This is a genomic window from Streptomyces sp. GQ60 (assembly GCF_059758875.1).
The window spans coordinates 516276-538140 of sequence record NZ_JCAXEG010000001.1 but is presented as its reverse complement, the minus strand read 5'-3'; the positions used below and the strand labels follow the sequence as shown (position 1 = coordinate 538140).

26 protein-coding genes are annotated in these 21865 nt (G+C 71.4%); 9 read left to right on the top strand and 17 right to left on the bottom strand.

What is annotated here, in order from left to right:
• Positions 1-47 precede the first annotated feature (47 nt).
• The 3 genes from AC6CKD_RS02560 (at position 48) to AC6CKD_RS02550 (ending at position 2493) form a co-directional block, all read left to right on the top strand.
• Complete coding sequence (locus tag AC6CKD_RS02560; protein ID WP_498324832.1) at positions 48-632, top strand: TetR/AcrR family transcriptional regulator; 585 nt, start codon at positions 48-50, stop codon at positions 630-632.
• 124 nt (positions 633-756) lie between these two features.
• Complete coding sequence (locus AC6CKD_RS02555; protein ID WP_498324830.1) at positions 757-1770, top strand: SGNH/GDSL hydrolase family protein; 1014 nt, start codon at positions 757-759, stop codon at positions 1768-1770.
• Positions 1771-1971: 201 nt separating this feature from the next.
• Entirely contained in the window at positions 1972-2493 is a 522-nt protein-coding gene (locus AC6CKD_RS02550) for a hypothetical protein (protein WP_498324829.1), read from the top strand.
• A gap of 160 nt (positions 2494-2653) precedes the next feature.
• Here AC6CKD_RS02550 and AC6CKD_RS02545 read toward each other — a convergent pair whose 3' ends face one another.
• Positions 2654-3058 carry a DnaJ family domain-containing protein gene (locus tag AC6CKD_RS02545; RefSeq protein WP_498324828.1) on the bottom strand — a complete coding sequence of 135 codons (405 nt, stop codon included), beginning with the start codon at positions 3056-3058 and terminating at the stop codon, positions 2654-2656.
• A 285-nt stretch (positions 3059-3343) separates the two neighbouring features.
• Here AC6CKD_RS02545 and AC6CKD_RS02540 point away from each other — a divergent pair, with 285 nt between their 5' ends.
• The 4 genes from AC6CKD_RS02540 to AC6CKD_RS02525 all read left to right on the top strand — a co-directional run bounded on the left by AC6CKD_RS02540 (position 3344) and on the right by AC6CKD_RS02525 (position 7360).
• Entirely contained in the window at positions 3344-4852 is a 1509-nt protein-coding gene (locus AC6CKD_RS02540) for an SH3 domain-containing protein (RefSeq protein ID WP_498324827.1), read from the top strand.
• 363 nt (positions 4853-5215) lie between these two features.
• Positions 5216-5596 carry a hypothetical protein gene (locus tag AC6CKD_RS02535; RefSeq protein WP_498324826.1) on the top strand — a complete coding sequence of 127 codons (381 nt, stop codon included), beginning with the start codon at positions 5216-5218 and terminating at the stop codon, positions 5594-5596.
• Between the two features lie 187 nt (positions 5597-5783).
• The gene (locus AC6CKD_RS02530; RefSeq protein ID WP_498324825.1) at positions 5784-6203 is read left to right on the top strand and encodes a YciI family protein; all 420 of its coding nucleotides are present in this window, start codon (positions 5784-5786) and stop codon (positions 6201-6203) included.
• 8 nt (positions 6204-6211) lie between these two features.
• Positions 6212-7360 carry an RNA polymerase sigma factor gene (locus AC6CKD_RS02525; protein WP_498325414.1) on the top strand — a complete coding sequence of 383 codons (1149 nt, stop codon included), beginning with the start codon at positions 6212-6214 and terminating at the stop codon, positions 7358-7360.
• Between the two features lie 24 nt (positions 7361-7384).
• Here the strand turns inward: AC6CKD_RS02525 and AC6CKD_RS02520 are convergent, their stop codons facing one another.
• Both AC6CKD_RS02520 and AC6CKD_RS02515 read right to left on the bottom strand, forming a co-directional pair.
• Positions 7385-8713, bottom strand: coding sequence for an outer membrane protein assembly factor BamB family protein (locus AC6CKD_RS02520; protein ID WP_498324824.1), 1329 nt, complete (start codon positions 8711-8713; stop codon positions 7385-7387).
• 117 nt (positions 8714-8830) lie between these two features.
• Positions 8831-9352 (bottom strand): ATP-binding protein, encoded by a 522-nt coding sequence (locus AC6CKD_RS02515; RefSeq protein ID WP_498324822.1) that lies wholly within the window; start codon positions 9350-9352, stop codon positions 8831-8833.
• A gap of 228 nt (positions 9353-9580) precedes the next feature.
• Here AC6CKD_RS02515 and AC6CKD_RS02510 point away from each other — a divergent pair, with 228 nt between their 5' ends.
• Positions 9581-10432, top strand: coding sequence for a helix-turn-helix domain-containing protein (locus AC6CKD_RS02510; RefSeq protein WP_498324820.1), 852 nt, complete (start codon positions 9581-9583; stop codon positions 10430-10432).
• 11 nt (positions 10433-10443) lie between these two features.
• Entirely contained in the window at positions 10444-10641 is a 198-nt protein-coding gene (locus AC6CKD_RS02505) for a hypothetical protein (RefSeq protein WP_498324819.1), read from the top strand.
• Positions 10642-10683: 42 nt separating this feature from the next.
• Here AC6CKD_RS02505 and AC6CKD_RS02500 read toward each other — a convergent pair whose 3' ends face one another.
• The 14 genes from AC6CKD_RS02500 to AC6CKD_RS02435 form a co-directional block, all read right to left on the bottom strand.
• Positions 10684-11319 carry an OmpA family protein gene (locus AC6CKD_RS02500; RefSeq protein ID WP_498324818.1) on the bottom strand — a complete coding sequence of 212 codons (636 nt, stop codon included), beginning with the start codon at positions 11317-11319 and terminating at the stop codon, positions 10684-10686.
• A 4-nt stretch (positions 11320-11323) separates the two neighbouring features.
• Positions 11324-11911: a hypothetical protein gene (locus tag AC6CKD_RS02495; RefSeq protein WP_498324817.1), complete on the bottom strand. Its 588-nt coding sequence runs from the start codon at positions 11909-11911 to the stop codon at positions 11324-11326.
• 30 nt (positions 11912-11941) lie between these two features.
• A complete protein-coding gene (locus AC6CKD_RS02490; RefSeq protein WP_498324816.1) occupies positions 11942-12559 on the bottom strand; it encodes a pilus assembly protein TadG-related protein in 618 nt (205 codons plus the stop codon).
• Between the two features lie 8 nt (positions 12560-12567).
• The gene (locus AC6CKD_RS02485; protein ID WP_498324814.1) at positions 12568-12768 is read right to left on the bottom strand and encodes a hypothetical protein; all 201 of its coding nucleotides are present in this window, start codon (positions 12766-12768) and stop codon (positions 12568-12570) included.
• Positions 12769-12878: 110 nt separating this feature from the next.
• Positions 12879-13565 (bottom strand): response regulator, encoded by a 687-nt coding sequence (locus tag AC6CKD_RS02480; RefSeq protein WP_498325413.1) that lies wholly within the window; start codon positions 13563-13565, stop codon positions 12879-12881.
• Positions 13565-14812, bottom strand: a complete 1248-nt coding sequence (locus AC6CKD_RS02475) for a sensor histidine kinase (protein WP_498324813.1) — start codon at positions 14810-14812, stop codon at positions 13565-13567. Before AC6CKD_RS02475 ends, AC6CKD_RS02480 begins: the two co-directional genes overlap by 1 nt.
• A 3-nt stretch (positions 14813-14815) precedes the next feature.
• The gene (locus AC6CKD_RS02470) at positions 14816-15706 is read right to left on the bottom strand and encodes a DUF5936 domain-containing protein (protein ID WP_498325412.1); all 891 of its coding nucleotides are present in this window, start codon (positions 15704-15706) and stop codon (positions 14816-14818) included.
• Between the two features lie 13 nt (positions 15707-15719).
• Positions 15720-16658 (bottom strand): type II secretion system F family protein, encoded by a 939-nt coding sequence (locus AC6CKD_RS02465; protein ID WP_498324811.1) that lies wholly within the window; start codon positions 16656-16658, stop codon positions 15720-15722.
• Entirely contained in the window at positions 16655-18013 is a 1359-nt protein-coding gene (locus AC6CKD_RS02460) for a TadA family conjugal transfer-associated ATPase (RefSeq protein WP_498324810.1), read from the bottom strand. The genes AC6CKD_RS02465 and AC6CKD_RS02460 overlap by 4 nt, the downstream gene beginning before the upstream one ends.
• Positions 18014-18020: 7 nt before the next feature.
• Positions 18021-18398, bottom strand: a complete 378-nt coding sequence (locus AC6CKD_RS02455; protein ID WP_498324809.1) for a TadE/TadG family type IV pilus assembly protein — start codon at positions 18396-18398, stop codon at positions 18021-18023.
• A gap of 1 nt (position 18399) precedes the next feature.
• Positions 18400-18819: a TadE/TadG family type IV pilus assembly protein gene (locus AC6CKD_RS02450; RefSeq protein ID WP_498324808.1), complete on the bottom strand. Its 420-nt coding sequence runs from the start codon at positions 18817-18819 to the stop codon at positions 18400-18402.
• A 3-nt stretch (positions 18820-18822) separates the two neighbouring features.
• Positions 18823-20151: a CpaE/TadZ family protein gene (locus AC6CKD_RS02445; RefSeq protein ID WP_498324807.1), complete on the bottom strand. Its 1329-nt coding sequence runs from the start codon at positions 20149-20151 to the stop codon at positions 18823-18825.
• 7 nt (positions 20152-20158) lie between these two features.
• On the bottom strand, positions 20159-20863 hold the full coding sequence (gene cpaB, locus AC6CKD_RS02440; protein WP_498324806.1) for a Flp pilus assembly protein CpaB: 705 nt from the start codon (positions 20861-20863) through the stop codon (positions 20159-20161).
• Between the two features lie 40 nt (positions 20864-20903).
• On the bottom strand, positions 20904-21848 hold the full coding sequence (locus tag AC6CKD_RS02435) for a hypothetical protein (RefSeq protein ID WP_498324804.1): 945 nt from the start codon (positions 21846-21848) through the stop codon (positions 20904-20906).
• Between the last annotated feature and the right edge of the window lie 17 nt (positions 21849-21865).

Here is a 21865-nt window from a genome sequence, read left to right as displayed (position 1 = left end):
TAGACCCGTAACTAGCCGGGCGTCAAGTAAGTAGTCAGGGGAGAGTCATGTCCAGCAGCAGTCCGCAGCAGCGTCGCGGCGACACGCGGCAGCGCATCCAGGACGTCGCACTGGAACTCTTCGCCGAGCAGGGGTACGAGAAGACGTCGCTGCGCGAGATCGCGGAGCACCTGGGGGTCACGAAGGCGGCGCTGTACTACCACTTCAAGACCAAGGAAGACATCATCATCAGCCTGTTCGACGACCTGACCCGGCCGATCGACGAGCTGATCCAGTGGGCGGAGGAGCAGCCGCGCACGCTGGAGATGAAGCGGGAGGTCCTGCGCCGCTACAGCGAGGCGATGGCGGGCGGCGCGTCGCTGTACCGCTTCATGCAGGAGAACCAGGCTTCACTGCGGGAGCTGAGCATCGGCGAGACGGTGAAGAAGCGCCTCTTCGCCCTGGTGGAGCTACTCCGGACCGGCCGGGAGGACGCCCCGCTGACCGACCAAGTGCGGTGCGTGAGCGCCCTGTTCACCCTGCACGCGGGAATGATGTTCCTCCAGCACGTGGAGGGGGACCCGGAGGAGACCCGCCAGGCCGCCCTGGAGGTCGCGACGGACCTGATCACCCAGGCCCACCGGGGGGCATAGCCCCTGCGTTCACTCGATCGAACGAACAAGAGCCCGAAAGATTACTCTCCGTAGTCGTGTCGGCTACTTTTGGTGATGTGCGCTGCGGGAGAGCCGCAGTGCCCGAGCCGAAGGCACCGCCGTCATGATGCGTCTCACCCTCACCACCACCGCTGCCGCGGCAGCCGTCTTCGCCGGCGCCCTCGCGCCGCAGGCACCCGCCGCCGCCTCCGCCCCCCTCTCCTACGTCGCCCTCGGCGACTCGTACAGCGCCGCCTCCTTCGTGCGCCCTTGGAACACCGACGGATGCGGCCGCTCCGAGCAGGACTATCCACACCAGGCCGCGCGGCGGCTGAAGTTGAAGCTCACCGATGTCACTTGCTCCGCCGCCGAGGTCGGAGCGGGGCTGCTGGGTCCGCAGTCCGAGCTGAAGGGGCCACCATCCGTGCCCCCACCGGGCGGATGGACCGCCAAACCGGCGCAGATCACAGCCGTTACGGCAGCCGCCGATCTCGTCACCGTCGGCGCCGGGGGCAACTCGGTGGGCTTCTCCGAGATCGTCGAGGCCTGTGTGAAGCGGGGACTGGCCTCTTTCGGTACGGGCAGGCCGTGCACCGATCACTACGTGCGGGGCGGGGGCGCCGCGGAGCTCGACGCCCGGTTCACCGCGCTGGAGGCCGACTTCGCGGCCCTGCTGAAGGAGATCCGCACGCGCGCCCCGCGCGCCGGGGTGGCGGTCGTCGGATATCCGGCCGTCGTGGACGAGTCCGCGGGCTGCGGCTGGGGGTCCTGGCACCAGCTCGGAACGGTCGCCAAGGGCGACATGCCCTGGATCGACAGCCTGGAGCGCCGGCTCAACACCCTTCTGCGGGAGCAGGCCCGGCAGGGCGGGGCGGTGTTCGTGGACACGTACTCCTCCAGCACCGGGCACGGGGTGTGCGCGACCGGCGAGCAGCGCTGGATGTACGGGATCAAGGACAGCCTGACCGGGCCGGGCGATCAGAGCGACCCACCCTCCGAGCTCTGCCGCTCCATCCCGGCCCAGGGCGAGGCCTGCACCGTCCTCCACCCCAACCTCCGCGGCGCCACCCACCAGGCGGACCGCGTCACCGAGGCCCTGACCGCACTGGGGGCGCTCAAAAACCGACCACCGGCGTGACCGGCGAACCGAGGCCCGAGGATCGGAAGTTCACTCGCAACGGGCAATCACCGTTGAAGAGAAGGGGATTTCACGCAGCGACGGGGATGTAGATCGAGTGCCGGGTCACGACCGCCTCCGGTTCGAACCGCGAGCAGGTCAGGGCTCTGCCGCAGCTCGTGGCACCTCCGCAGCTGCCATGCCTCGGCCGACCCCTTGGTCGTGGCCGCCTCGTCATCGGGCGACTCCGATTCCGGGGCCTACTTCTCCTTCGGCGGCAACGGCCGCCCGAACCCGCCGATCGATTTCAGTGGTGACTACGGTCAGATCCGGGTGAACGACCGGCTCCAGGCGGCCGCGGACGAAAGCCGGCTCTATGCCTCGACCTTCCGCCAGGCCCGGAGCAGCCGTGACAACGCCTACCGACTGACCGCCTTCGACCTGGCCACCGGAGAGCCCGTCTGGGGCGGGCCCACCGCCGACGACCGCCTCGACGGCGACACCGGCTACCGCTTCCTCCCCCACGACGGGAAACTCACCGTCCTCACCACGCGAACCCGCAGCTCCCACCACGGCGTCCGGGTCCTCGACGCCGCCACGGGCAAACAGCGCGACACCCGCAGCTTCCCCGAGGACCACGAGACGGTGGACACGCTGTTCGCGTACGGGGGCAGGCTCATCGGCGCCCGCTACGGCTCGCAGACGACACCGTCCAAGCCCTTCACGGCCTACGAAGGCTTCTGACCACCGACCGCCGCCCCTCACCCGGCGGACTCCTCCTGCTCCCGCTCGCCGCCGTCTTCGCAGAAGCTGTCACCGCTGGTCGCGGCGGTCATCGGGGCGGTGCTGCTCGGCGGGGGCCGGCTGAGCCCGGGACGGCGGCGGCCACCGCGTCAGGCCGTCCCTAGCGGGCTTCCCGGGACTCCCGCCACTGCGCGAGTTCGGCTTCGACGTCGAACTCCTCGAGGTGCAGCGGGGGGCCGGGCGGGGGCCTGCGCAGGGCCGCGCGGATCTTGTCGTTGACCTCCGCGAGGAGGTCGCGGACCTGCCGTTCGGTGCGGGCGGCCTTGACCGCTTCCCGGGCGTCCTCCGCCTCCTTCCGGAGCGCGAGCGCCGGCGGGAGGACCGCGAAGCCCTCGCGGTGCAGTTTGCCCTTGATCCACCAGAGCTCGTCGTACGGGGCGTCGAGCGAGGCCAGGGGCTTGCCGAAGCCGGGCAGGCTCTCGATCTCGCCGCGTTCCTCGGCCTGTCTGATCTGGCGGTCCACGAAGGATTCGAAGCTGACACCAGGCGGTTTGCGCTCGGTCACGTTGCCTCCCCAGGGTTCCTCGCCAGCATAACTCCGGGGCCTGGGGTGAGGGTTGCGCACGGTAATCGCCTCCGGCCTCAGGGGCTGCCGGGCGACGGTGGCGGCGTACGTCCTGGTCCGGGCCGGCGGCGGAATTCACGCGGCTGCCGAGTGACCGGTTACGCGTCGGTCACATTCGCATCGCATTGTCGGCTTTTAACTGGTGTTGGGACTTTTGTCCACCGGAAGACCGCATTCGGCGGTCGCCCTCCGGTTCCGTCGCTTTTCCTCGCGGAGGAAACACCCTTGTCTGCTTCCCGCTGCACGTCGGCCGCCCTGGTCGTCGCGGCCGTCACCGCGACCTGCCTGCTGCCGGCCGGGCCGGCTTTCGCCGCCGACTCGCCGCACATCCGGTTCTCCCAGCCGTACGTCCCCTCGATCGCCGCCGGAAAGACCGGCCGCGTGGTGATCGTGGCGGAGACCGGCGGCGATCCGGCGCTCAGCAGCAGCTTCCGGATCACCGCCCCGGAGCGGACGACCTTCCCCGAGGCCCGCTTCTACTGGAACGGAGACCGCGCCGGGGCGTCCTGCACCCGCTCGGGCGACGCACGGCAGCTCACCTGCGACGCCGCCGACCGCGCGGGCTTCGCCTTCCCGGCGGACAGCGGCACCCGGCTGGGCGTACTCGTACGGGTGGACACGGACGCTCCCGAGGGCACGACGCTCGACGGCGGCGAGTGGGCGGCCGGGGCCGGGTCCTCGCCCGGCCTGTACGCGGTGTCCACCCCGGTGACGGGGCCCAAGGGCGACGACGGGCAGGACGGGCACGACGGGAAGCCGGGCCACGACGGAAAGCCCGGTCACCACGGCAAGCCGGGCCGCCCCGGACCCAAGGGCGACAAGGGTGACCAGGGCGAGCGGGGCGAGAAGGGCGACCGCGGCGACCGCGGTGAGAAGGGTGACCGCGGGCCGAGGGGTCCGCAGGGACCCAAGGGCCAGAAGGGACCCAAGGGCGACGTCGGTCCGGCCGGCCCGAAGGGCGACCAGGGTCCGGCCGGAGGCCCCCAGGGCCCGAGGGGCGAGACCGGCGCCCAGGGACCGAAGGGCGACACGGGTCCGGCGGGCGGCCCGAAGGGCGACACCGGAGCGGCCGGGCCGAAGGGCGACACGGGCAACCCCGGCCCGACCGGACCGGCCGGAGTGCCCGGACCGGGCGGACCGCAGGGCCCCAAGGGCGACACCGGTCCGGCCGGCGGCCCGAAGGGCGACAAGGGAGACAAGGGCGACCGCGGCACCACCGGCCCGGCCGGACCGACGGGATCGCGCGGACCGGGCGGACCGAAGGGCGAGCAGGGCAACCAGGGCCCGAAGGGCGACCGGGGCCCCGGCGGACCGAAGGGCGAGCAGGGCGAGAAGGGCAACCGCGGACCGGGCGGGCCCAAGGGAGACCAGGGCCCGAGGGGTCCGAAGGGCCCGAGGGGTCCGAAGGGCCCGAAGGGCGACCAGGGCGACCAGGGCAAGCCGGGCACGTGCAAGTGCGGCAAGGACCACGGCGGCAAGGACCACGGCGGCAAGGGCAACAAGCCCGGCAAGCCGATGGCCCGCATCGTCAGCGACAAGCTGCACGTCCGCACCGGTCCCGGCACCCACTACGGGAAGACCGGCGTGATCAAGCACGGCGCCCAGGTCCGGGTGATGTGCAAGACCAACGGCACTTCGGTCGACGGCAACTCCATCTGGTACAAGCTCGCCGACGGCCGCGGCTGGATCTCCGCCCGCTACGCCGCGAACCTGAACCGCATCCCCACCTGCTGACCGGACCGGACCCGGCCTGACCGCCGGACCCGACCGGGCCCGGCCCGACCACCTTCGGTGCGCACCGAGGCTCCCGAGCCACGGCGCGCACCGAAGTCGTTTCCGCACCCGGACGGACCCTCGGAGGAGGAGCGGGCGGGCCGGGGAGGAGCTGTCAAGCCCCGAAATGCAGGGGCATGACGCCCTGCGCCGGCCCGGGGTTAATGGAGGCATGGGATCACGCAGAGCAGGTGACCCACCCGCACCGTCCGGGGCAAACCCCGCACGGTGCGTCAGGCGGGACAGATTCCCGCTACCGGAAGGTCCGTGTAGGCAAGGACCGTTCGGCTATCCCGTATTTCTGCTCCTAGGAGGCGAACCCTCATGAGTCACATACCCCGCACACGGCGCCTCGTCGTTCTCACGGCCTCGGCCGCCCTGGCCACAGCAGGCGCACTGCTGCCCTCCAGCGCATTCGCCGCGCCGACGACACCGTCAGCCAACACCACAACCGTTTCGATGGCACCCGGCCACGACGGTCAGCGCACCGTCTCTTGCCATTGGCACGGCCACGGCCACCACGGCTGGGGCAAGTGGCACTGCCACTACAAGTGGCAGAACCACAAGCACGGTCACGGCAACAAGGACGGTCACAGCAACAAGGACCGTCACGGCAACAAGCACGGCGGCGGCCCCTGGAACTGGAACTGGAACAACGACGGCCGCGTCCTCGGCGACTGGGCCGGCCTGACGCATAGCAGGTGACCGCACGGGCCGGGCTGGGTGGCACATCCATCCGGCCCGGACTACGCACACGGCTCGCGGGCGACCGCTTCCGGCTCCTCGAAACCCGTGGAAGAAAGTTTCGGCGGCGATGTCGAGAACCCGTGCCCGGCTCCGTCTCCTCAGTGAGAGCGGCCAGAATGGGCCGCACAGCACCGAGGAGACCACCATGGCCAAGTACCTGCTTCTCAAGCACTACCGCGGCGCCCCGGCTCCGGCCAACGACGTCCCCATGGACCAGTGGACGCCGGAGGAGATCTCGGCCCACATCCAGTACATGAGCGACTTCGCGGCGCGGCTGGAGGGGACCGGCGAGTACGTCGACGGTCAGGCGCTCGCCCCCGAGGGCACCTGGGTGCGGTACGACGGCGAGGGCCGCCCGCCGGTCACCGACGGCCCCTTCGCCGAGACGAAGGACCTGATCGCCGGTTGGATGGTGATCGACGTGGACGGCTACGAGCGCGCCGTCGAGCTCGCCGGGGAGCTCTCGGCGGCCCCCGGCGCGGGCGGCAAGCCGATCCACGAGTGGCTGGAGCTGCGTCCCTTCCTGTCGGCGCCGCCCACCATCCCGGAGTGCCCGCACTCGTGACCACGCCGATGGACGAGGCCCTGCTCCGGAGCCTCACCCCGCACGTCCTCGGGATCCTCGTCCGCCGCGGAGCCGACTTCGCGGCGGCCGAGGACGCCGTTCAGGAGGCCCTGCTCGAAGCGGTCCGGGCCTGGCCCGAGGACCCGCCCCGGGATCCGAAGGCCTGGCTGGTCACCGTGGCCTGGCGCCGGTTCCTCGACGCGACGCGGGCGGACACCGCCCGCCGCCGGCGCGAGGACCGGGTGGAGGAGGAGCCGGCCCCCGGCCCCGCGCCCGCCGTGGACGACACGCTCCAGCTCTACTTCCTGTGCGCCCACCCCTCCCTGAGCCCGTCCTCCGCCGTCGCGCTGACCCTGCGCGCCGTCGGCGGACTCACGACACGCCAGATCGCCGCGGCCTACCTCGTCCCCGAGGCGACCATGGCGCAGCGCATCAGCCGCGCCAAACGCACCGTCTCCGACGTCCGCTTCGACCGCCCCGGCGATGTCGCCACCGTCCTGCGCGTCCTCTACCTGGTCTTCAACGAGGGCTACTCCGGCGACGTGGACCTCGCCGCCGAGGCCATCCGCCTCACCCGCGGCCTGGCCGCCTCCATCGACCACCCGGAGGTGTCCGGCCTCCTCGCCCTCATGCTGCTCCACCACGCCCGGCGCGCCACGCGCACCGCCCCCGACGGCAGCCTGATCCCGCTCGCCGAACAGGACCGCACCCGCTGGGACACGGCTCTGATCGCCGAGGGCATCGGCATCCTCCATCCCGCCCTCGCCCGCGACCGGCTGGGCGAGTTCCAGGCCCAGGCCGCCATCGCGGCCCTGCACGCCGACGCGCAGACCGCCGAGGAGACCGACTGGGTGCAGATCGTGGAGTGGTACGACGAACTGGTACGCCTGACCGGCAGCCCCATCGCCCGCCTCAACCGCGCGGTGGCGGTCGGCGAGGCCGACGGCCCCCGCGCCGGCCTGGCGGCGCTGGCGGAACTGGACGCCGCGCTCCCCCGCCACACCGCGGTGGCCGCGTACCTCCACGAACGCGACGGCGACCTGTCGACGGCGGCCCGCCTGTACGCCGAGGCGGCCCGCCGGGCCCCCAACCTCGCGGAGCGCGACCACCTGACCCGCCAGGCGGCCCGCCTGAACTCCGCCGGGCGGCGCGACTGAGCCGTCAGCCGCGTCGCCGTCGCGTCACGCGCGCTTGTACGCCGTGTCCCCGACGATGAGCAGGTCCTCGTACTCGAAGGCCTCGCCCGACGGAGTCTTGCGGTAGTGGAAGCGGCGGACGTCGCGCTCCTCGCCGGTGGCGGCATCGAGGAGGAACAGGTGCACGGCCGGGACCAGGCCCAGGTCAAGGCCTTCGCCGACCGCGGTCAGTCTCCCGTCCTGGAGGTGGAAGACACTGACGTTGGCCTCGAGGTCCGTCTTCCACACCTGCTGTCCGGTGGCCAGGTCGAAGGCGTAGGCGCTGTGCCGGGTGCCGACCTTCTTCACGTAGAAGCCGCCGAGGAGGTAGAGCCTGTTGCCGTCCACCACCTCGTGCGAGCCGTAGGAGGTGATGGTCGGGTTGGGCCGGCCGTCCTTGCCGAACGAGTAGTAGGCCCGGAGGCCTTTCACGACCAGCGGGTCGGCGGAGACCACCTCCGGGCTGCCCAGGCCCCACGTGGACGGCTCCCGGTCGCCGAGCGGGTGGGACCACAGGAGTGCGCCGGCGGCCGGGTCGAAGGCGGCCGCGTGCATTTCGGCGTCCTTCGGGATGATCCTGCCCTGTTCCTTCTCCTTGCCGCCGCAGGCGAGGAGCACGCCGATGTGGCGCACGGCCGGCTTGGCCTGGGCCGGAAGGCAGTCCGGCCGCACGGGAACCGCCCAGCGGGGCGCGCCGGTGCGTATGTCGATGGCGCGCAGTCCCTGGTGGGCGAGCACGGCGAGGCCACCGCCCGCGGTCACCGGAGGATGATCGAAGTCGCTCGGGCGCCTGTCCGCGGGCGCGGCTGGGACGGCGGTGCGCCAGAGCTCGCGGCCGTTCTCCATGCCGACCGCGGCGAGCGTGGTGCACAACTGCCCCTTGTCCGAGGCGGGCCGGTTCTCGTCGTCGCGCGTGACGACCATGACGGACCGGTCGACGTCGGCCGCGGCGGCACAGATCTTGGCGTTGCCCGGCGGCCGGTACTCCCAGACCTGTTTGCCGCTCCCGGCGTCGTAACCGGCCGCCGCGTGCAACCGGCTCTGCACCAACGTGTCGCCGACCAGCCAGTCCTCGCTCCCCATGAGGTCCACCCAACTCCCGACGACCAGGTCGGAGGCCTTGACGGCGGGGGTCTTCCAGGCGACGTCCATCGAGTCGCCGGGGAACCGGCCCGCGACGAAGACGGATGCGACGGCGACGACGCAGACCAGAGCCGCGGTCACCCCGCCCCGCATCAGGATGCGACGGTTCCGGTCCCCGCGCGCGGACGCATCGTCGTTCGGCTCGTCGACGCTCGGCTCGGCGTCGTTCGATCTCGTCGTTTCCGTGGCCATGTTCGCTACTCCCCCTCCGCGTGACGCCGCCGGTCGGCAGACGGGGCGTCACACGGCTCCCCCAGCGCGATGATCATGGACAAGGGCCGGCGGGCGACTGCTCCTCGCGTACGGACCTCACTCCGGCGCAGCCACTGACCCAGCCAGGTACCCGGCGGCCCCCGCCACGGGCAGGCTCGCCCAGGTCCGCGTACCACCCCCGGGCTCCCGGGACTCCCCGAAGCCCCACGCTCCGCCGCAGTCCCGCACCACGGCGGCCATCACCCGCAGGGCGGCCCTGCGGCGGGCCTCGCAGTGGGCGGCGAGGCGGGGGTGGGAGTGGGGCGCGTGCCCGTCGTAGACCGTGAGGCGCAGCGCCTCCTCGCGGTGGCGCAGGGCGAGGTACAGGCTCCGCCCGGGGTCCAAGTACCAGGCCGCGGCGACGAGTTCCCCGACCACCTGCACGGCGGCGGGCACGACCCGGTCGAGCCGGTGGGCGTGCAGCACGGACCGTACGGTGCCGCGCGCGATCTGGGCGCTGTACGGCTCCCCGGGCACGGTCAGGCTGCACGACAGCCCGTCGGGGGAAGGTGGCGAGTCGGCCTCCGGCGAACAGGCGTCGAAGCAGCCGGGGCCGGCGGGCATGAAGGGGCTGAGCATGACGGACTCCCTGTCGTGAGATCGGTTGCTCTCGCGTTTGGTGGGGGCAGTGGCTCGTCGCCGAGGCCGGGTCGAGGCCGAGGCATGCTGCGGCGATGCACTTCCAACTCCCTTGCGTGAGCGGTGCATTACTGAATGTAGCGCGGCACGGGCCATTTTTGGCCCGCCTTGTGCGAGAAGTCAGCCGTTCGTGGCACGAGGGCCCGGCGACGCGCAAGACTGCACCCCATGACCGCGAGGACAGCTCCCACCGAGCGCCAGAAGCGACTGGGGTACGAACTCCGCCGAATGCGCACGTCAGCAGGGCTCTCAGCCGAGTTCACGGCGGGCCTCCTGGGCGTGGACCGGGGCGCGATCTCCGCCATAGAGTCGGGCACCCGCGCCATCTCGACCGAACGGATCCGCACCCTGGCGTGCAACTGCCAGGTCGATGACGAGCGGTACATCGCCGGACTGACGGACATGGCCCTACCCGCCGGCCCGCGATGGTGGGACCGCTACCGAGGCCAGGTGCCGCAAGGCTTCCTGGACATCGCAGAGTTGGAGTCCCGCAGCATCCGGATGCGGGTTGCGTACCCGCTCCACATGCCGGGTCTGCTCCAGACCTCGGACCACGCACTCGCCGTGTTCCGCATGGTCATCCCCGCACTACCCGAGCACGAGGTCGCGCTGCGGCTGGCACTGCGCGTCGAGCGACAGAAGGTCCTGGAGGGTGAGAACGCACCTGCGCTCGTGGCCGTCGTGCACGAGGCCGCCCTGCGGATGAGGTTCGGCGGTGCGGGCGTCCTACGAGCACAGCTGAACCACTTGATCCATCGCTCCGAACAGGACAATGTGACGTTGCTCGTCCTCCCGTTCGAGGCGGGCGGCATTCCGGGAGCGGGACAAACGGTGCTCTACGCGGAGGGGCCGACGGCACAACTCGACACCGTGCAGATCGACAACTCGCACGGGCCCGACTTCCTCCACGCCGAGTCCCAACTGACGAAGTACCGCGCCCACTTCGACCGGATGGAGAAGCTCGCGCTACGCCCGGGGCCCTCCCGGGACTTCATCCGCAGCATCGCTAGCGAACTGTGAGAGGGGACACCGTGACCGACGTGACCTGGGAGGACCCCTTCTGCGGCGAGGGGAACTCCTGCTACCGGATCGGGGTGGACGGGGACGGCAACAGCTACATAGCCCTCTCCGGCCAGGAGGACTCCCCCCTCACGGACACCCGCGAGGCACTGCACCAGCTGATCCGGGACATCAAGGCCGGCAAGGCCGACCACCTGCTGACGGACTGAACCCCGCCCCCGCCGGAACGGGTGACGGGGTCGGGTCCGGCCCTACTTGACGCTGCGGGGGAAGGTGATCTCCACGCGGCGGTTCTTCTTGCGGCCTTCCTCGGTGCCGTTGTCGGCGATCGGGTAGTCCTCGCTGTAGCCGCGTACGTCGAAGGTGATGCCGGGATTGGTCACCGTCTTCGCCAGCTCGGCTTGGACGGCATCAGCGCGCTTCTTGGAGAGTTCCTTGCCGTGCTCGTAGCTGCCCTGGTCGTCGGTGAAGCCGAAGACCCGAACGGTGGTGGCCTTCTGGGTGTTGATCTCCTGCGCGATGGCCTGGAGACGAGCGGCGGCCTGGGCGTTGAAGACGGCACTGTCCTCGGGGAACATCACCTCGGACTGCAGCGCCATCATGACGGTCTGGTTCGTCTCCTGGCGCCGTTCTTCGCCGCCGAGGTCTTCGACGACCTCGACCATGTCCAGCACCTTGGAGGGTGCGAGGACACCGCCCTGCGGGAGTTTCAGCCCCGGGGAGTCGGGCCTGATGGGCGGGGGCGCAGAGGCCGAGGGTTCGGTACCCGGGGGTACGGACGGCGTGACGTTGTCCGCGTGGGCACTGGTCGCGCCGACGAAATGGGCCCCGGCGATGACGAGGCCGGCGACGGCTGTGGCAGCTGTGATGCGATGGCGTTTAGTCATGGGGTCACCCGGCTATTTTGATGGTGGCCGCGGCAAAGGTCGGCAGACCGAACACGACTTCGGTGGTGGTGGCCGGTGGTGCGGGGAACTGCGCGAAGAAGGGGACGCTTCCCCCACCCTCGATAATCTGGAGACCGGTAGTGCATGCACACCGTCCCTCTGTGTCACGCAGCACGAGGTAGCGCTTTTTGCCCACAGCATCGACCAAAGTCGCGCCGGCAACCGACCCGTGGCTGGCGGTCTTCTCTTCACCGCGCAAGGGTCCGAGGCTGGAGAAGATCGCGGAGCCTGTGTTCTTGATCTGACCGGTGACGGTGACGTACCCGTCCTGGTCGCGTACTGCCGAGTTGACCTCCAATGTGATGCCGGAAGGCCCTTGCGCGGTAGCGATTACTTCGAGAGGTCCCGAGCCCTTGCTTACGGTGGGCGCAGGCTGTTGAGGGCTACTTCCCTGGGCCTGGGGAGTCTCGGACTTCGTCGGCTCCTTCGCCTTCTCGCCACCTCCGCCACATCCGGCCACCGAGAGGGCCAAGACCGCCGCAACCGCAACGGCCGCTCCCCCACGGACCTTCGCCTTCTGCCGAATGCTCATGTACGCCGCTTCCTTGTCTCTCGTTCGATGTCAGTCGGTCAGTCGCACAGTGAAGAACTGCCTCGCGAGCTTGGTCAACGAACCTGGCGATGAGGGATCCACTGTGACCACCCCACGGCCCTTGCAGTTGATGCCGAACGGGCCGGGCGTTGCCCCACCACCTGGCGTCGGCGTCGGGTTCGGACTGGGGGTGGAACCGGGCTGCAGGGCGCACCGAGGCTCGATCACAGCGGTTGCTGTGGCTTTGCCCTTCATGTTCTCGGTTCCATCGATGACCGTGTCCCCGACCGCGTCATCGGTCTCTGTGGTGACGGTAAACCTCAGGATGCCGACGCTGCATTCAGCACTAGCGCCGTTCGACTCGGCGAACTGCCGCGCCTTCGCGCAAGCCCCCTCCGGGTCGAGCCGATCACCGTCAAGGATGTCCTCCCAGTCGGCGGGCGTGAGAGTGAGGAGATCCATGCCCACGAGCAGGTTGTCCCTCGTCTCCTGTGCAGCCGCGAGAGCCGCCGCGTCGGCGGCACCCTGCGCATTGCTGCGCGTGGCCCCCGCCATCCCGACGGCGACGAAGGCCAAGGCTGCGAAGAGTAGGCAGGCCATCATCGCGGCGTAGAAGGGGAGAACCTGCCCCCGGTCACGCGCCCCCACTCCGGTACCTAGCCCGTGATCTTCTTCAAGACCGCTGTAATGGCACCCGAAATGTTGCCCGCCAGCCCAGACGCAATGATCGCCGCGATGATCAACGCAATGATCACGATGATCCCCAGGTACTCGAAGACCGTCTGCCCCTCGTCCCCGCCCCGCCGCATCCGGTTCTTCCGTTCGACGATCGCCTTGAGCAGCCTGAGCTTCAGCATGGGAGTCCTCTCCAGAGACGGCGCCGATATCGGTTCGCGGACGGTACGACGACGCACCAGCAGTTGCAAAGGGCCCCGGGACCCAATTACGGACCCACTGCGCACTCCGTCTACCCATGGCCAGCCACCCCCGGACGGGCTGTTCCCAGCCAACGGGCTATCGCCTCGCTGCGGGTGGCCGTCTGGAGCTTCGCGAAGATCCGGTTGATGTGGTTCTTGACCGTCTTCTCGCTGATAAAGCAACTGGCTGCGATCTGCTGGTTACTCATGCCGGAAGCGATGAGATCCATGACCTCCTCCTCACGCGAACTCAGGCCGAACACAGCATGGTTGGGAAGACGCTCCGTAGACTGTCCCACAGTTCGTTGCGGATGCGAAGAGGTCCGGAGTTCCGTGAGCACCGCGCTCGCCGCCGTCGGGCTGAAATGTGCCCGCCCCGCGCGGACGTCTCGGACAGCCGCGACGAGGTGATCCGGCGTGAATTCGCCGTGCACCAAGTAGCCGCCCGCACCCAGCAGCAGCGTCTCCCGGACGATCTCCGACTCCTGGCTGTACGTCAGCATCAGCACCGGCGCGAGCCGCACGAGGTGGGGCAGGGCCGAGATGCCGTCCACGCCGGGCATCCGGACGTCCAGCAGGATGACGTCGGGGGTGTGGAGCCGGGTCAGGTGGAGCGCCTCGCGGCCGTCCGCCGCCTCCGCCGCCACCTGGATGCCCTCGGCGGTGCCCAGGAGGGCCGCCAGGCCGGCCCGTACGACCGGGTTGTCGTCGGCGATGAGCACGCGCAGCGGCGCCATCACGCACCGCTCCCCGCCGCGAGGGCGGCCAGCGGCAGGGCCAGGCGGACCTGGGTTCCCGGCCGCCCGCCGGCCCGGGCCCCCATGTGGAGGCGGGCGCCGATCGCGGCCGCGCGTTCCGTCATGCCGAGCAGGCCGAAGCGGCCCGCGCCGGCCAGCGCAGGGACGTCGATGCCGCCCGGGAGCCCCCGGCCGTCGTCCTCGATCACCAGCACCAGGTCGGAGGCGGCGACGGCCGCCTCGACCGTGATCCGCCCGGCTCCCGAGTGGCGCCGGGCGTTCTCCACCGCCTCCCCCGCCACCGCCAGCAGGTGCCGGGCCACCGGGGCGGGCACGACCGGGAGGGTGCCGCTCACGCGCAGCTCGGCGAAATCGATGTCGGTGTCGGGGCCGATCCGGGCCCGGAGTTCGGCGGCCAGCGAGACCCCCGGCGCGTACGGGTCCCGGCGCAGGTCGGCCAGTACGTCCCGGGATTCCCCGACCGCGCGGCGGGCCGCGCCGGACACCAGGGCGGCCTGGCGGCGGAGGGTCGCCGGGTCGGTGGTGCGGGTCAGGGAGTCGGCGGCGAGGGCGAGGCCGTGCAGGGTCTTCGCGACGGAGTCGTGCAACTCGCGGGCCAGCCGGTCCCGTTCGGCCTGCACCGCTTCCGCCACCGCCAGGCGGGCGCGGGTCTCCAGCAGGGCTTGGCCGGCCGTCCCGAAGCGGAGGAGCAGGCCGCGCAGGCTGGCCCCGGCCGCACCCGCCAGGACGCAGAACACCGCCAGCGTCAGCGCCTCGGCGACCACCGCCACGACGGCCGCCTGGACCACCGCGTAGACCGCCGCGCCGGGCCGGCCGTAGACGATCCCGGCCAGCAGCGGCGTGCACACCGAGGCGAGGAGGAGCGGGGAGCCGGGGGTGGCCGTGAGGAGGAGGAGTCCGCTGAAGAACACCCAGTCGACCGCCAGCGGCCAGCGGTGGCGCAGGAGCAGCGGTCCGAAGCGCTCCCAGTCGCGGAAGAGGCCGTAGGACAAGAGGAACGTGAGCAGCACCGCGCCGCCCGCCAGGTGCGTCGGCGCCCCGGGCGCCGTGCGGCTCAGCACCACCGGCGTCCCCAGGGCGATCATCACGAGGCGGAAGGCGAAGACCTGGCGGCACAGCGCCTGCAGGGCGTTGGCCTGGAGGGCGATCGGCAGCTGCACCGCGGGGCGCGGAGACGGCCGGTCCCGTGCGGCGGCGGACGCCGTGGCGTCGAGCGAGGCGGTCACGGCTCAGCCGCCTCCGAACATGGCGCCGAAGTCGACGTCCGCTCCGTACACGAACCCGCCGATGAGCAGGATCATGGTCCCGGGCAGCATGAACATCGTGACGACGAAGGTGGCCTTCGGGACGGCCTTGGCGGCGCGGCGGCGGGCGTTCTGGGCGTCCGTGCGCCGCATGTCCTCGGCGATGGCGATCAGCGTGTCCACGATCGGGGATCCCAGCTCCTCGCCCTGCTGGAGGGCGGTGACGAACTGCGCGACCTGCTCGGAGTCGTTGCGGCGGCGCAGCTCGTCGAAGGCCTGGCGGCGGCTGACGCCCATGGTCATCTGCTGGAGGGTGATCCGGATCTCGTCGGACCACGGGCCCGCGTACTTGTCCGCCACCCGTTCCAGCGCGGGCCGGAAGCCGAGCCCGGCGCTGACGACCACCGCGAGGACGTCCAGGAAGTCCGGCAGGGTCCGGTCGATGTGGTCGCGGCGGATCCGGATCGCCGACCAGAGTCCGGCCTCGATCCAGAACAGCCCGAAGGCCACCATCAGCAGCGCCAGGATCAGCTGGCCGTTGATCAGCATGGCGAAGGCCCCGACGCCGCCGAGGAAGGCGTACACGGCGCGGCGGGCGGCGTAGCGGTCGATCGTCAGGCCGGACGGGTTGCCCGCCGTGTCGATCTGGCGGCGTTTGCGCGCCACCCGGTCGGGGCCCATCAGGCGCAGTATCAGCGGGGCGTAGCGGATGCCGATGCGGTCGATGAGCGAGCCGACGGCCGTCGTGCGGGTGGCGCCGACCTCCAGGGCGAGCATCAGGTCGGACGGGAGTTTGGTGTCGGCGCGGTAGAGCCGGACGCCGTGGAAGACGCCGAAGACCGACAGGCCCACGGCGAGGGCCAGGAGCAGCGCGATCATGCCGGCCTCCTCATACGTCGATCTTGGACAGGCGGCGGATGGCGAGGAATCCGAGCGCGAAGAGCCCCAGGGCGACCAGGACGAGGCTCTGCCCGATGACGGATCCGGTCATCCGGTCCAGCGCGCCCGGCATCATCGCGTCCACGAGCAGCAGCGAGCCGACGCCCATCACCGGTACCAAGTAGGCGGTGGCCGTGACCTGGGACAGCTGGGTGCGGACCTCTCGACGGGTCTCCTTGCGCTGCTCCAGCGTCACCGTCAGGTTGCGCAGGCTGCCGACGATCGCGCCGCCCGCGCGGGCGGACAGGACGAGGGTGGAGACCAGGACGACCAACTCCCGGGAGGGCAGCCTCTCTTCGATCTCGCCCAGGGCCTCCTCGATGGAGTGGCCCACCGCGAGCCGGGCGGCCACCCGGGCCAGTTCCTCGCCGGCCGGTGCCTCCAGCTCCTCGGCCGCCATGCCGATGGCCGTACGCAGGGCCAGGCCCGCCTGGGTGGCGTTGGCGAGGATCCGGGCCAGGTCGGGGAGCTGGTTGATGAAGCGCTCGGTGCGGCGCGCCCGCTGCCAGTTGAGGAAGGCGTTGGCGCCCCACAGCGCGATCAGGCCCGCGACGGGACCGAAGAAGGGGGCCAGGAAGGAGGCCGAGACCAGCCAGATCCCGGCGACCGTGGCCAGCATGTAGATGAAGTACTCGCCGACGGTGAGGTCCAGGCCGGTCACCGCGAGCTTGCGCTCGATGCCGCGCCCCAGCTTGGTCGTGCGCAGGCGCCGGTCCACGCCCGGGAAGCGGCGCGTACGGCCTATGGGCGCGGGGAGGCCGGTCGCCGAGAGGCGCTCGATGAGCGCGGCGCGCTGGGCGCGGCCGGCGGCGTACGCGTGGAGGCCGGCGACCACCAGGACGCAGGCGAGCAGCGTGGCGCCGAGGGTGAGGAGGATCAGTGGGTTCACAGGGCGGTCCGGGTGATGCGGGCGGGGAGGGGGTCGGTGAGCGGGTCGCCGGCCGGTGCCACCCCGAAGGCCTGCGGGATCGGCTGGTTGTTCATGTAGAGGCGGTCCGCGAGCCAGCGGGGCAGCGGGTAGTACTCGAAGCGGCCGTGAACGCGGCCGTCCGGACCCATGGGCATCGCTGCGAACCGGCAGACCGTCGTGATGCGGAAGGGCTCGCGGCCGTGCGAGTCGAGGAGGGAGATCTCGGTGATGCGGCGCTGGCCGTCGCCGAAGCGGGTGAGCTGGACGATGACGTGGACGGCGCTGTTGATCTGGTCCTGGAGGGCTTCGAAGGGGATCTCCACCTCGGACATCGAGGCGAGGGTCTGCAGGCGCATCAGGGCGTCGACGGAACTGTTCGCGTGCACGGTGGCGAGCGAGCCGTCGTGGCCGGTGGACATCGCCTGGAGCATGTCGAGCGTCTCGCCGCCGCGGACCTCGCCGACGATGATGCGGTCGGGGCGCATGCGCAGGGAGTTGCGGACCAGGTCCCGGATGGTGATCTCGCCCTTGCCCTCCACGTTGGCCGGGCGGGATTCGAGGCGGATGACGTGCGCCTGCTGGAGCTGGAGCTCGGCGGAGTCCTCGATGGTGATGATGCGCTCGCCCTCGGGGATCAGGCCGGAGAGGGCGTTGAGGAGGGTGGTCTTGCCGGTGCCGGTGGCGCCCGAGACGATCACGTTCAGCTTGGCCGCCACCAGGCCCGACAGCAGGAGGACCATCTGCTCGTCGAGGGAGCCGACGCCGATCATCTCGTGGAGGGTGAAGGCCCGGGGGAAGCGGCGGATCGTGAGGGTGGCGCCGGTCAGCGAGAGCGGCGGGATGATCACGTTGACGCGCTCGCCGCTGGGCAGGCGGGCGTCGACCATCGGATTGGCCTCGTCCACGCGGCGGTTGACGGTGGAGACGATGCGCTCGATGGTCTGCATCAGCTGCTCGTGCGAGGCGAAGCGGAGCGGGAGCTGCTCCACGCGGCCGGAGCGCTCCACGAAGATCTGGTCGGGGCCGTTGACCATGATCTCGGAGATGGTCGGGTCTTCGAGGAGCGGTTCGAGCACGCCGAGGCCGAGGGCCTCGTCCACGACGCGGCGGATGAGCTGGGCGCGCTCGGCGGTGGACAGGACCGGGCCCTCGCGGCTGATGATGTGGCCGAGTACGCGCTCCAGGCGCGCGCGGCGCTCGGCGGGCGCGAGCGCGGACATCTCGGCGAGGTCGATCTCCTCCAGCAGCTTCGCGCGGTACGAGGAGACCAGGCGGCCGTCCTCGCGCGGGTTGTGGCGGTCGTCGGGGGTGTTCACCCTGGAACGCAGGCTCATGGTCCGGTCAGCTCCGCTCGTCGTTGGGCATGACGGCGGTCCGGGTGACGTTGGCGGAGCCGATCCCGGGCACGACCGAGTTGATCGTGAGGGTCACCCTCATCGTGATCGCGTCCTCGGTGACGACGCGGCCGATGTCCGCTCCCGCCGCGAGGCTCGGCCTGATCGCCGCCCGGCCCGCCGCCGCCCCCTCGCCCGGATGGAGCGCCTCCACGCGCGCCGCCGTGCGGGCGGCCGTCTCGGCCTGCTGCGTCACGTAAGCGGTCCATCCCAGCTGGATCCCGCCGAGCCCGACGATGAGCAGGAAGGGCAGGAACCCGATGTACTCCAGGGCGACTTGACCCCGGTCGCGATCACCGTCGCGGCTTGTGCGCAGCCGGTTCATCTCAGTCCTCCTTCTCGTTCGGGGAGCCGCCGTGGCCGGTGATGGGGACGCCGATGTCGAAGCCCCGGAACAGGATGGGGAGGTTGAGCGTGACCGTGGCCTTGTAGAGGTTCCCCGACGGGGTGCAGGTCACGGCCGGGTCTTCCCATCCGCCGGAGATGTGCTCCAGGCCGGCCTCCTCACACGCCCGGTCGCCGTGCACCGCCCCCACCCGCGCCGCCTCGTCCGCGGCGTTGCCGACCAGGGAGTACGCGTACCCGATGAGCACGCACTCCCACACCGCCACCACGACGAGCAGGATGTACGGGAGCATGCCGACGAACTCGAACGCCACCTGCCCCTGATCGCCGCGGCCCCGTATCCGGGCCCGTACCTGGTTCCGTACCCGGCCCCGCACCCGGTCCCGGCTCCGCCCGGACACCCGTCAGCCCTCCCGCCCGCGCCGCAGCCACGGCCCCAGCGCGCCGCGGTCGCCGCGGTCGCCCCGGTCACCGCCGCGCAGCCGGGCCATCGGGCCGGAGCCCCTTACGGCCAGGGCCGCGCCGGGCTCGGCGGACGGGGAGGCGGCGGGTTCCGCGTCGGGGGCGGCGAGGAGGCCGAGCTCCCCCGCCACCGTCCACAGGGCCTGCTTGACCGTCGAGCGGTTGTCGAGGTCCTGGACCCGGCCGGCGTCGACGACGGCCTGGAGTTCCTTGAAGGCGGCCGGCACGGGGGTGCGTACCGCCCGGGTCTTGGTGATCTTCTCTATCAGGGACGGCTGGATCTCGGTCTGCTTGGTCCAGCGGTTGACCATCATCGAGGTCTCCTCCGCCTTCCTGACCTGGAGCCGCTCCCACATCCGGACCATGCGCTTGGCCGCCCGTACCGCGACCACGTCCGGGGTGGTGACCAGGACGGCCACGTCCGCGAGTTCCACGGCGGCCGCGTTGGCGCCGGTCACCTGGGTGCCGCAGTCGATGACGACCAGCTCGTAGCGGGCGCGCAGGGCGGCGATCACGTGCCGGGCCGCGCGGTCGTCGACCTCCTCGCCCCGTTCGCCGTCCGCCGGGGCCAGCAGCAGCGCCAGGCCCGTCCGGTCGTCGTAGACGGCGTCCTGCAGGACGCGCGGGGAGATGTCCTGGATGCCGGCGAGGTCGGCGATGGAGCGGCGGAACTGCACGTCGAGGTACGAGCCGACGTCGCCGGCCTGGAGGTCCAGGTCGACCAGGGCCGTACGCCGGCCGGCCGCCACCGCGGCCAGCGCGAACTGCACGGCCGCGAAGGTGGCGCCCACCCCGCCCTTGGCGCCGGTGACCGTGACGACCTTGCCGCCCGGGCCGCTGGGCAGCTCCGGGCCCCGGCCCAGGTGGCGGCGTACGCCCACGGACCACTGGGCGGCGGCCTGGACGCGGGCGGCGAGCTCCTCGTAGGTGAGCGGCAGGCCGATCAGGCCGCGGGCGCCGGAGTCCATGGCGGCGGAGAACAGCGCGGGGCTCGCGTCGGAGGTGAGGAGGACGACGCCGACGGCCGGGAAGCGCAGGGCGACCTCGCGGATGAGGTCCAGGGCGGGGAGCGGACCGATCCGCTCGTGTACGAGGACCACCTCGGGCAGTTCGTCGATCGACTCGGTGGCGAGCCGGGCGAGCATGTCGAGGAGGAAGGTGGAGTCGGGGACGGGGGCGGCCGGCTCGGCGCCCGGGAGCTGGCTGAGCAGGGTGGCGATGACGCGGGCGGATTCCGGGTCGCCGACGGCGGGGAGGATGCGGGTGGTCATCGGCGCCTCACTTGTCCCCTTCGAGGGTGTAGAAGCGGTCGCCCGGGCTGGGCGGGGAGTCGGTGCCGGGGGCCACCAGGGCCAGGCGCACGTGCTCCGCGAAGGACTCGGCGTAGGCGACGCGCTGGGTGTCCTTGGCGGACAGGGCGAAGGTGATCGGGACCGCCTCCGCGGCGCCCTTCTTCTCGCTGTCCTTGGAGTCGAGGGGGGTGAGCTTGCCGACGTTGATGACGCGGGCGTTGGCCACCATGACCACGGACTGGTCGGGGCCGTCCTGCTTCTTGCTCTTGAAGGTGCCGATGATGTTGACCTTGGCGCCGGGGGTGATCTTGCCCGCGACGCCCGTCGAGGCGTCGATCATGATGGCCATCTCCTGCTCGCCGGCCTGGAGCTTGGGCTTGTCGACGAACATGTCGCTCTGGAGCAGCGAGCCCTTCTTCAGGGCGGTGAGCGCCAGCTTGTCCCTGAGCGCGTCCAGGTCGGTGACGGCGGTCTCGGAGAGCCACCGCTTCGGGACCGTGACCTGCTCGAACTGGCCGGCCGCCAGGGGCGTGTACGGGGCTATGTCGCCCTTCACCCGGTAGGCGACGACCTCGTTGCCGACCTTGGAGTTGACGTCGCCCATCACCACGAGGACTCCGCCGAAGGCGGCGAGGGCGCACAGGACCGACAGGAGCAGCAGGATGACGCCGCGGCGCTGGCGTGAGTTCATGGCCGTCGTACCTCGCCGTTCTTCATTTCGTTCGGGCCGGTCAGTGTCTGGATCTGGGTCTGGAACTGGGGCGGAGCCGGGCCGCGGATCCGGATGCGGCTCCGGATGCGGCTGCCGTCGGCGGGGGCGGCTGCGGTGCGAGGAGCGGGGCGGCGCAGAAGCCGCAGCGGTCGCCGATGAGTTCGAAGCCGCACCAGCGGCACTCCTCGCGGCGGACCGAGGCGACGAGCTGGTAGAGCACCGAGGGGTCCGGGATGGCGGCCGCGAACTCCACCAGCTTCGGTGTGGCCCACCAGGCGGCCGAGTCGGCGGGCAGCGGGTTCTCCATGACGCCCTGGACCCGCCAGGCGGGGGCCAGGTCGGTGGCCACCCAGTCGGTGGTGAGCTGGCCGCGGGCGAAGGTGAGGTGGGTGGCGAAGTCGGGGCCCGGGGGGAGCGTGGCGCCGCCGCCGTGGGTTCCGCCGGAGCCCGAGCCCAGTTTGACCAGGTGCGGGGTCGGGTTGGCCAGTACGGCGAACTGGGCGTTCGGGGACCAGGACTTGGCGTGCGCCTTCAGCCCGACCGGCACCCGGTCCAGCTTGGCGACCGAGCCGAGCAGCGCGCCCGCGTAGACGTAGTGCGCGAGGAGGCGGGCGGCGGAGGCGAGGACTCCGGGGCTGAAGTCGCAGACGCTGAGCTGGCGGAGCTGACGTGCCAGCAGGGCGGTTCCCAGCGGCGGGAGATCGACGTCGACGAGGGCGATCCGGTCGGTCTCCAGGATGGCCCGGACGGTGTGCAGGCGGCGGACGGCGGAGGTGCGGAGCCAGGCCGGTACGAGGACCACCAGGTGGCCGTGGCGCTCCAGCAGGCCGGCCGTCAGGGCGAGCGCGCCCTCCAGGTCGAGCTCCTCGGGCGGCGGCAGCACGGCGGCGGCCGGGGTGTGCCGGTCCGGGGCGGGCAGCACCAGATCGGCGCTGGTGACAGCTATGGCGATCGGCACGCGCATCCCCCCGTTCACCCGGT